General features: G+C 63.8%; 8 protein-coding genes and 1 pseudogene. 2 read left to right on the forward strand and 7 right to left on the reverse strand.

Going from position 1 to position 9,430, the window contains the following annotated elements; translation table 11 throughout:
- Positions 1–122: 122 nt before the first annotated feature.
- Positions 123–1,214: pseudogene (locus WAN71_RS22060) on the reverse strand (13E12 repeat family protein); the annotation flags it as partial.
- Positions 1,215–1,333: 119 nt separating this feature from the next.
- Here WAN71_RS22060 and WAN71_RS22065 point away from each other — a divergent pair.
- Positions 1,334–2,506, forward strand: a complete 1,173-nt coding sequence (locus tag WAN71_RS22065) for a hypothetical protein (RefSeq protein ID WP_422227369.1) — start codon at positions 1,334–1,336, stop codon at positions 2,504–2,506.
- A gap of 9 nt (positions 2,507–2,515) precedes the next feature.
- Here the strand turns inward: WAN71_RS22065 and WAN71_RS22070 are convergent, their stop codons facing one another.
- Positions 2,516–3,433: a DUF4436 domain-containing protein gene (locus WAN71_RS22070; protein WP_422227370.1), complete on the reverse strand. Its 918-nt coding sequence runs from the start codon at positions 3,431–3,433 to the stop codon at positions 2,516–2,518.
- A 288-nt stretch (positions 3,434–3,721) separates the two neighbouring features.
- Between WAN71_RS22070 and pstS the strand changes: the two genes are divergently transcribed.
- Positions 3,722–4,822, forward strand: coding sequence for a phosphate ABC transporter substrate-binding protein PstS (gene pstS, locus WAN71_RS22075; protein WP_422227371.1), 1,101 nt, complete (start codon positions 3,722–3,724; stop codon positions 4,820–4,822).
- On the opposite strand, the gene WAN71_RS22080 is transcribed toward pstS, so the two are convergent.
- From WAN71_RS22080 to rplP, 5 genes are all read right to left on the reverse strand, one after another.
- A complete protein-coding gene (locus tag WAN71_RS22080; protein WP_422227372.1) occupies positions 4,787–5,710 on the reverse strand; it encodes a formylglycine-generating enzyme family protein in 924 nt (307 codons plus the stop codon). The two genes, pstS and WAN71_RS22080, sit on opposite strands and share 36 nt — an antisense overlap.
- A gap of 18 nt (positions 5,711–5,728) precedes the next feature.
- Positions 5,729–8,080: a sulfatase-like hydrolase/transferase gene (locus WAN71_RS22085; protein ID WP_422227373.1), complete on the reverse strand. Its 2,352-nt coding sequence runs from the start codon at positions 8,078–8,080 to the stop codon at positions 5,729–5,731.
- Between the two features lie 139 nt (positions 8,081–8,219).
- A complete protein-coding gene (rpsQ, locus tag WAN71_RS22090; protein ID WP_422227374.1) occupies positions 8,220–8,657 on the reverse strand; it encodes a 30S ribosomal protein S17 in 438 nt (145 codons plus the stop codon).
- Positions 8,657–8,899 carry a 50S ribosomal protein L29 gene (rpmC, locus tag WAN71_RS22095; protein WP_422227375.1) on the reverse strand — a complete coding sequence of 81 codons (243 nt, stop codon included), beginning with the start codon at positions 8,897–8,899 and terminating at the stop codon, positions 8,657–8,659. Before rpmC ends, rpsQ begins: the two co-directional genes overlap by 1 nt.
- On the reverse strand, positions 8,899–9,315 hold the full coding sequence (gene rplP / locus WAN71_RS22100; RefSeq protein WP_422227376.1) for a 50S ribosomal protein L16: 417 nt from the start codon (positions 9,313–9,315) through the stop codon (positions 8,899–8,901). The genes rpmC and rplP overlap by 1 nt, the downstream gene beginning before the upstream one ends.
- Positions 9,316–9,430 lie beyond the last annotated feature (115 nt).

Consider the following 9,430-nt stretch of genomic DNA (forward strand, 5'->3'; position numbering starts at 1 on the left):
CGTCGGTGACGTCGCGCGCCACTCCCAGCGACGGCCGACAAATCCACACAAGGACAACCAGTCGGCGTCAGTCGAGGTCAGAGTCAGACCGCCACCGGCAGTGACGCACCCCCATGCTCTCTGTCGAGGTCGCAGTCGAAGGCCGGACGATCGCAGCCGGGCCAGCGGCAGGTCAGATCCCGGCAGCGCACGAAGTCCGCCAGCGCCGCCGACGGCACATAGCCGGCCTCGGGCGGAGCCTCGGCGGGATGAACCAGCGGCATCAGTTTGGACGACTCCGCGAGTTCAGTGACGAGTTCTGGCGGAATGAGCCCATCAGCACCCACCTCGGATGCTGGCGCTGCGCCGCCGGCTGTGATGGTGGCGTGTTCGGCGATGACATGGATGACCACAGGCGTTGCCGCAGGCCGTTTTCCGGCGCTGCAGTCTGCTCGTCCACAGCGGCAGGCCAGCCGATCGGCTCCCGCCGCCAGCGTCCCCAGCGCATCGGCGCGGCGCTGCTCGCGGGTGCGTGGATCGTGTTCGCATACCGTGGCCGCCAGCGCCGTCAATCGCTTCTCCGGAGCATGCGCATCAGGGCTAAACAAGCTGCCGTGGATTTCGGAGATGCCGCTCTCGAGATCGGTGAACCAAACCTCTCGTTCGGCGTGGCGCTCCTTACGTTGCCGCATAGCATCGGTGTCGGCCTTGCCCACGATCTTGTCGATCTGGCCGGCCAGCCGGCGCTTGGTCATCGACGGCCAGCGCACCACATTGGCAGCCAGCTGTGCATCCACCGCGGCCAGCACGTCGCGGTCGGTGATCAAATCGGTGCGATACACGATCGTCTGGAATGTCCGACAGTCGATATCGCCGGCTTTAAAGACCTCCGCGACCTCCGGTAGCCGCTCCCGCATCGCCCGGGCATAGCGCAGCTGACTGCCGGCCAGCGCCTGGCTGATCCGCAACGCCGCGGCCACCTCAGCGCACACCGCTTCCTCGGTGTCAATGGCCCACTCCTCGTTATCAGAGCAGCGCGCCAGCCGATAGCCGAACAACTCACCCATCGCGGCCAGCTGCGCAGCCGCCGCCCGGTTCTGCGCCCGCCACGACGCGCAGATGCGATCCAGCAGCGCAGCCGACTCCGGCGTGGTCGACGGATAGTGCCGCTCGAACAACTCATCAAACCGGGCGATCACCTCCGGCGACGTCAAACCAGTCGCTGATTCGAACATACATTCGAGTATGCCACAGCCCTCCGACATTGGCGTGCAGCCAGCTGAGCAGCAGGGACCGGTTGCTACGCGGAAGCTGACCGGAGAGATACTCGCTTCGAAAATCTAATATCCGTTTGATGCAGCGTGTCTTGGACAGCATTTTGACGATTCATACTCGCCCGCGTGCCTGGGTGGTGATTTCAGTTCTGTGCGCTGTTTTCTGCACCTCGTGTGCCCGCCTGCCGGTCGCGGGCCACGGTTCCGAACCGCTACCCGAACGATCCGTTGGGCGGCCTGGATGTGGCCCGCCGATCAGCTATCAGGTGTTCCGGAAGGACGCCTTCGGCGCCGACTGGTCCAAAGCCAACGACCTGCTGGCCTACAACGCCAAGGGCAGCGACGGCCACTACCACATCTATACGGTCAAGCCCGACGGTGCTAACCCCGCACAGTTCGGGATGAGTGCAGTGAACTTCCCGCAACACACCACCGGTTCGCCGGTGTGGAGCCCGTCGGGCAAGTTCATCGCGTTTGTCGCCGAGAAATCGGATCACCCGGGCGACTCGATGGTCGCTACCCCGGGCTGGGGTAGCTACTCGGACCTGTGGGTGGCCAGCGCCGACGGGTCACACGCCTGGCAGCTCACCGACGTCCCGACCGACACAAACCACGGCACCATCATCCCGGAGTTCTCACCCGATGGCCGACTACTCGAATGGACCGAGCGCACCAAGGCGCCCCGAGTGATCAACCCCGATCGCTTCGCCGGGTTCTGGGTGATCAAGGTCGCCGACTTCACCGTCAGCCAAGACGGCACGCCCGCGCTGTCTGACGTTCGCACGGTCTCCCCCGCGGGCGATGCTTTCAACGAGAGCGGCGGATTCTCCGCCGACTCATCGTCTCTGGTGTTCACCAGCGACTTCGAAACCCACAACCTCTGGAAAAGCCAGATCTACCGCCTCGACTTCAAATCCGGTGCGATCACTCGACTTACCCGGGGCAACAATTACAACGAGCATCCCCGCTATACGCCCGACGGTCAGGTGTTGTGGATGACCAACGCCGACAACCCGTCACACGGCACCGACTGGTGGACGATGAGTCCGGATGGGTCAAATCCACAGCGGCTCAGCGACTTCAACACAGGCGGCGACGCCAAAGTATTCGGCGGGAAACCGGTGTATGCCACCGTCGTTCAGACCGCCAACTGGAGCCCTGACAACAGCTCTTTCTATGGCGACGTCGAGACCAACCTGCTGAACTCCGACAGCGTGATAGCTCGGGTTGCGCTCACCTGCCACGGTTCTTGAGCCGCGGCGTCAGTCCCCCTGCTTTACCCAGGCGTAGATGTACAACGCCATCGCCGTCGCCAGCGCGAGCAAGACCCACTGCACCAGAGCTTGGTCGATCATGGAACCGGGCGGTGGGGCGCCGGGAAGGATATTGCGCAGCGGAACAATGGCGAACAGGTTCGCGGCATACCAGGTGGCGAACGGCGGCACGAATTTCCTCCGGCCCATCGCCATCGGAATGGCCACCAACAGCGCCAAGGTAGGCAGGCTGATCAGGACCACGATGATGCCGAGGTCGAAGATCAGCGGGCCCTTGGCCCGTTCCAGGGTCACGACCACATTGCTGATGTTGTGGTTTCCGGTTTCGCTGGTGTCGGTATTGCGGTGGACTTCGGCGTCCCAGCCGTCCATCGCCCCGGTCACCTGGACAACAGCGGGTATCCGTTTGCGGTTGGCGCCTGTCCCGACGAACACATCGGCCGACTGTGGCTCGGTGTGGTACGCGTCGAATGGCCAAGTGCCGGGATTGCCGTGTGCCTCGATCGTGGTGTTAACTTGCGCCGGCGCTTTACCTTTCGGGAATTGCAGGTCTCCCAGGTCGTTCGGTGGATACAGCCGCACAGCGATGTCGGTGTTCAGCTCATCGAAGCGCTTGTCGTACAGCGACTCACCCGGATAGATCAGCACGTTCACCGTGAGGCGATTCGTCGTGGACTTCAGCTCTTGAAGGCGTATCTGCACAATGGTGTCGTCGGGGCCGGCCTGGGTGAGGTCCAATGGCGGGAGCGGACCCTCTGACCGTTGTAGTGCGCGGACGCCGAGCAGCGATAGGCCGTAGGTGGCGAAGAACGCCAGCAGAATCGCCAGACCGATCCCGATGCCCCGTCGCGACCGCTTTTCCTTCGGCGGGGACGGCGGTGCTGTCGAGGGAGCATCAACGCTCATTCGTCGCTACCGGAATGTCGTGACCGTCGGCGCAGCACGGGGCCAGGTTAGCGAATACCCGTGCTGGCCGCGCGCCGAAATAACTTTGCCCCGCGAGACTCCGAAGTCCCGTCACCCGTTGGCCATCCGTCGGTAACTCGCAATTCAAGATCGGCACGGCGTCGGCATTTTCGCCTCGCAACCGGGCGGCGCGCTGGGCGTTGACCAGTTAATCTGATGTTGGTTTGCATGCAGGTTCCGACACCTGCAATTCTCAACACGAATCGAGTTCGGGGTGAGGCAATCAACATGAAGCACAAGCGATTAGTTGCCGCCGTGAGTTTGCTGTCTGCGGGCGCCATCGTGCTGTCGGGATGCGAGGTCCCGCACACCAGTCTGGCCTACGCCAGTGAGGTCGTGACCTGCGGCGGCAAGGCGGCGATCAGCGCCAGCGGCTCGAGCGCGCAAGCCAACGCGATGAAGCGGTTCGTGGATGCGTACGGCAAGGCCTGCCCCGGGCACACGCTCAACTACACCTCCAACGGCTCGGGCGCCGGAATCAGCGAATTCCTCGCCGGCAAGACCGATTTCGCCGGATCGGACACTCCGCTGTCCGACGACCAACACGCCGCTGCCAAGCGGCGCTGCGGCGGCGCCGAAGCCTGGGACCTGCCGGTGGTGTTCGGGCCGTTGGCCGTTACCTACACCCTCTACAACGTCGATTTTTTGGTGCTCGACGCGCCGACGCTGGCCGGGATCTTCAACGGCAGCATCAAGCGCTGGGACGACCCGGCCATCTCGGCGCTCAACGCATCCATGCCGCCAGAGGACATCAAAGTCATCTACCGCAGCGACGGATCCGGCACCACCGCCAACTTCCAGGCCTATCTGCAGGCCGCGGCCGGCGGAGTCTGGACCCAGGGCACCGGCAAGGAGTTCAAGGGCGGCGTCGGCACCGCCGCCAAAGGTAACGAAGGCACCTCGGCGACGGTGAAGAACACCGAAGGCGCGATCACCTACAACGAGTTGTCGTTCGCGATGGACGAGGGACTTTACGCCGCAGAGATTAAAACCCCGGCCAGCCGCAAGTCGAGACGGCCGGTACGCATCGGCACCGACTCGGTCGGCAAGACCATCAGCGGGGCCAAGATCGTCGGCAAGGGCAACGACCTGGTGCTCGACCTCTCGTCGTTCTACAACCCCAGCCAAGAAGACGTCTACCCGATCGTGATGGCCACTTACGAGATCGCCTGCTCCAAATACCCCGACCGCCAAGTCGGGCAGGCGGTCAAAGCGGCCCTGCAGGCCACGCTTGGCCCCGGCCAGATCGACCTGGACAAGCACGGCTACATCCCGCTGGCGCCCGAGTTTCAATCACGAGTCTCCAGCGCGGTCGACGCGATCAGCTGATCTGGCGGGCAGATCGCTCACGCATCGAAATCCGATGTGTGTGGTGGCGGTGTCCTGCGATTGGGGTGACCGTGCGGCAGGCCGATACCGGTGGCAGTACTCCGGTGCGCACAGGTGCGAGCCGCCTTTGAGCGTCTGCGCGATGGTCGGGTCGGCGGGCCGCGACGGCGCACAGCAGGCCTTCGGCGGCTGATCCAGTCGGTGATGGGCCGAGAATTCGGTCGTCGTCCATTCCCAGACATTGCCGATCATGTCGACAAGGCCGAACTGGTTCGGTGGAAACACACCGACCGGCGATGTTCCGGCCCAACCGTGCGCCCCATCGTTGCGGTAGGGAAATCTGCCCTGCCAGGTGTTGGCCATCAGCTTTCCGCCGGGCTTCTCCTCGTCGCCCCACGCGTACGTGGTGGTGGCTCCACCGCGAGCCGCGTACTCCCACTCGGCCTCGGTCGGCAGCCGCCGCCCCGCCCAGCGCGCATATGCCGCGGCATCGGGATAGGCCACCTGCACGACCGGATGGTCGGGCCGGTCGGCAATGTCGCTGTCGGGCCCGAACGGGTGCCGCCAGCTCGCGTCCGGCACCCAGACCCACCATTGCCGCCAGTCGCGCAGGTCGACCGAACCTGGCGTTGGACGAAACACCATCGCGCCGGCGCGCAGCTCGCTTGCGTCGACGCCTGGGTAGAGCGCCGGATCGATCGGTTGCTCGGCGACCGTCACATAGCCTGTCGCGGAGATGAATTCGGCAAACTGCGCATTGGTCACCGGATGCCGTTCCACGGCGAAGGCGGACACCGTCACCGTGTGGATCGGCGCTTCCTCGGGGTAGAAGCTCGTCGATCCCATCCGGAATGATCCGGAGGGCAGTTCGACCAGCTCGGTGGGCATACGTATCAGGACGGATTCTCAGTCACGCGAAAAAGCCAGTGCCAGTTCGTTTTCCAGATCCTGGTACGGCCGGCCCGAAAGGTCGACGGTGACCTGGGCGATGGTGCCGCCGGTGAAGGCGAACGGCGCTTTGTAGCGGGTGGACACCGCCGAGCCGCCGTTGCGCCCGACCGTGATGCCGGCACCCGCCAATCCGAATGTTCCCGGGTGTGCCATCACATCTGCGAGCGTGCCCACCACGGCGTCATCGAAGAACAGCGTGGCCTCACCGAGGGGCGTGTGGCTGTTCTGCACGGTTCCGGTCCGCGAATAGCGAACGCCGAGAAAGTTTCTGCCCAACGGCACCGGATCCGACGACGAAATCAGCTGCTGGCGCTCACCGAGGAAGTTGTACACGTAGTGCAGCCGTCCGTCTTGGATGAACAGCACATGCCCGCCGTGGGCGCCGCCCTGCTTGAACAGCACACCTTCGGCGCCGCTGGTGTCCACCGTCACGTCGGCCAGCACCGCGAACGAGCGGCCCCGAATCTCGGCGGCAGCACCGATACCGACGTCCGCGCAGTCGGGATAGTAGGTGTAGCTGGGCCGTTCGCCGACCAGATAAGGGCGCGAGCGCCCCAGCGTTTCAAAGATGTTCAAATCCGCCAGCGGCAGGCCGTTGTACTTAGCCGCCTCGGAAAACCACAGCGCCTTCAGCTCCTCCAGCTTCTCGGGTTGGTCGGCAGCCAGGTCGTGGCACTGGCTGCGGTCAGCGTCGATGTGGAAGAGCTCCCAGCGATCGGCATCGAAATGCCCCCAGCCCGCCGGCGTGGCCGCATGGATGGTGTTGGCAAACCAGCCCTGATGCCAGATCCCGCGGGTGCCGAGCATGGTGTAGAACTGGGTCTGCTTACCGGTGTCGGCAGTCGGATCGGCAAGTGCTGCTTTGAAACTCACGCCGTCCAGTGGGTTCTGCGAGATACCCTTGACGGTGTCCGGTGGTGTCATCCCCAGCAGCTCGTAGACGGTCGGGGTGATATCGCAAACGTTGACGTAGTTGTCCCGGACCTCGCCGTGCGCCGCAATACCGTTGGGCCACGAGATGATCGCCGTATCGGCGATACCACCCTCATGCGAGGCGTAGCGCTTGTACAGCTTGTAGGGCGTGTTGAAGGCCATCGCCCATCCGATCGGGTAATGGTTGTAGGTGTCGGGCCCACCGAGGTGGTCGAAGACCTTCATGCTCTCTTCGACGGTGTCGATGTAGCCGTTGAAGAACTTGCCCTCGTTCACCGATCCATTCGGACCGCCCTCGCCGCTGGCCCCGTTGTCGGAGATCACCACGATGATCGTGTTGTCCAGCTGGCCCGATTCCTCGAGATAGTCCAGGATTCGGCCGATCTGGGCATCGGTATAGCTCAGAAAGCCGGCGAACACCTCGGCCATCCGGCTAAACAGCATTTTCTCTTCGTCGTTCAGCGAGTCCCACGGCCGCACGGTGTCTTGCAGTGGCCACGGCTGGCCGTCCGGTCCCTTGACGTCGAGGTACGGGTTCATTCCAGACAGTTCGGTATCCGACGGCACGATCGCAAGAGACTTCTGCTTCTCCAGCACGATCTCGCGGTAGCGCTCATAGCCCATGTCGAACTTGCCGGCGTAGCGGTCCGCCCACTCTTTGAAGACGTGGTGCGGGGCATGCCCGGCGCCGGGGCAGACATAGCTGAACCACGGTTTGTCGGGGGCGATCACCTTGGCGTCCCGGATGAACTCAATCGTCTTGTCGGCGATGTCCTTCGACAGGTGATAACCGTCCTCGGGCGTCCCCGGCGGTGCCACCGGGTGGTTGTCGTACACGAGGTCTGGATACCACTGGTCGGTCTCTCCGCCCATGAACCCGTAGAACCGCTCGAAGCCGCGTGACGTCGGCCAGTGTCGCTTGGTGGCTGCAGAATTGGATTCTTCAAGTGGCGTCAGGTGCCACTTGCCGACGCAGTAGGTGTTGTAGCCCCGCTCGGCGAGGACCTCGGAAAGCAGCGCAGTTTCGAACGGTATCCGACCATTGGAATTAGGGAAGCCCTCGGTGAACTCTTCGATCATGGCCATGCCGACGGTGGTGGCGTTGCGACCGGTCAGCAATGAAGCCCTGGTCGGTGAGCACAATGCCGTGGTGTGAAATTGCGAGAGCCGGATGCCGCGCTCGGCGATGCGCGTCATCGCCGGCATCTCGACCAGACCGCCGAAGCAGTCCCACGTCGCGATCCCGGTGTCATCCCACACCAGATAGAGAATGTTGGGGGCGTTCTCCGGCGCAGTCGGCGCGGCGAACGGACCCCAATCCGGCTCCGAATCACGGATATCGAGTTCGATCTTGCCGTTGAACTCGATCGTCATCGCTGGCCTCACTCTCGTAGTGGACCCCCGGGATACCGGATGAAGCCTATACCGCAGAGCTGACGACTGACGAGGGAATCCAAAAGCCCCCAAAACAATCCAGGTTTTGGGGGCTTTTGCGAGTAGTCGGCTCGGGCGCTTACTTGGCTTTCTCGAGGATCGCGACGAGCCGCCAGCGCTTGGTCGCCGACAGCGGGCGCGTCTCCATCAGCGAGACGCGGTCACCGATCCCGGCGACGCTGTTCTCGTCGTGCGCCTTGACCTTCTTCGTGGTCCGGATGATCTTGCCGTACAGCGGGTGACGCATACGGTCTTCCAGCTCGACGACGATGGTCTTCTGCATCTTGTCGCTCACCACGTAGCCGATGCGGGTCTTACGCTGACCGCGGGGCTTCGGGGTGCGTGGTGTGTGCTTGGGGCCTCTGCCATTGCCCGCCTTCTCAGCGGGCCGGCGGCCCGCATCGTCGGCGGGCGTAGCGCCGCCCGCAGTCTCTGTCGTTGCGGCGGCTTTCTTCGGGGTGGCTTTCGCGGGTGCCTTCTTCGCCGCGGACTTTTGCGGGGTCTTCGCCTCTGCCATTACGATTCCTCACTCCCTGCACCATCTGGGCCCGATGCCAGGCCGAGTTCACGCTCACGTAGCACGGTGTAGATGCGCGCAATCTGCTGGCGCACCGTGCGGAGTCGACGATTGTTGTTGAGCTGGCCGGTCGCCATCTGGAAGCGCAGGTTGAACAGCTCTTCCTTGGATTCGCGCAGCCGCTCGGTCAGCTCTTCGTCGGTGAGCTCGCGCAGTTCGCCAGGGGAAACTCCCACTGCCATCAGAACTGCTCCTCTCGGGTAATGATGCGTGCCTTGATCGGCAGCTTGTGGATTGCTCGGGTCAGCGCTTCCCGGGCGATCGATTCGTTCGGGTAGCTGAGCTCGAAGAGCACGCGACCAGGCTTGACGTTGGCTATCCACCACTCGGGCGAGCCTTTGCCGGAACCCATTCGGGTCTCCGCCGGCTTTTTGGTCAGCGGGCGGTCCGGGAAGATGTTGATCCACACCTTGCCGCCACGCTTGATGTGCCGGTTGATGGCGATACGTGCCGCCTCGATCTGGCGGTTGGTGATGTAGGCATGCTCCAGCGCCTGGATGCCGTAGTCGCCGAAACTCACCTGCGTGCCACCGCTGGCGAGCCCGCGCTGACGCGGATGGTGTTGTTTGCGGTGCTTGACCTTGCGGGGAATCAACATGATTCAGCTCTCCGTGCTCTGCGTCTCAACAGCCGGCTCGTCCGGCAGCGCAGCGGCCGGTGGGGCAGAAGCCTCCTCGGCGTCCGAGGCGGCGCGTCCGGCCTCGGTGCTGGTC

The organism is Mycobacterium sp., assembly GCF_049280035.1.
In the GTDB taxonomy this organism is placed as follows: Bacteria; Actinomycetota; Actinomycetes; order Mycobacteriales; family Mycobacteriaceae; genus Mycobacterium.

Coding starts and splice junctions, on each gene's coding strand:
- WAN71_RS22065 (WP_422227369.1), top strand. CDS start 1,334: ATGCAGCGTGTCTTGGACAGCATTTTGACGATTCATACTCGCCCGCGT.
- WAN71_RS22070 (WP_422227370.1), bottom strand. CDS start 3,433: ATGAGCGTTGATGCTCCCTCGACAGCACCGCCGTCCCCGCCGAAGGAA.
- pstS (WP_422227371.1), top strand. CDS start 3,722: ATGAAGCACAAGCGATTAGTTGCCGCCGTGAGTTTGCTGTCTGCGGGC.
- WAN71_RS22080 (WP_422227372.1), bottom strand. CDS start 5,710: ATGCCCACCGAGCTGGTCGAACTGCCCTCCGGATCATTCCGGATGGGA.
- WAN71_RS22085 (WP_422227373.1), bottom strand. CDS start 8,080: ATGACGATCGAGTTCAACGGCAAGATCGAACTCGATATCCGTGATTCG.
- rpsQ (WP_422227374.1), bottom strand. CDS start 8,657: ATGGCAGAGGCGAAGACCCCGCAAAAGTCCGCGGCGAAGAAGGCACCC.
- rpmC (WP_422227375.1), bottom strand. CDS start 8,899: ATGGCAGTGGGAGTTTCCCCTGGCGAACTGCGCGAGCTCACCGACGAA.
- rplP (WP_422227376.1), bottom strand. CDS start 9,315: ATGTTGATTCCCCGCAAGGTCAAGCACCGCAAACAACACCATCCGCGT.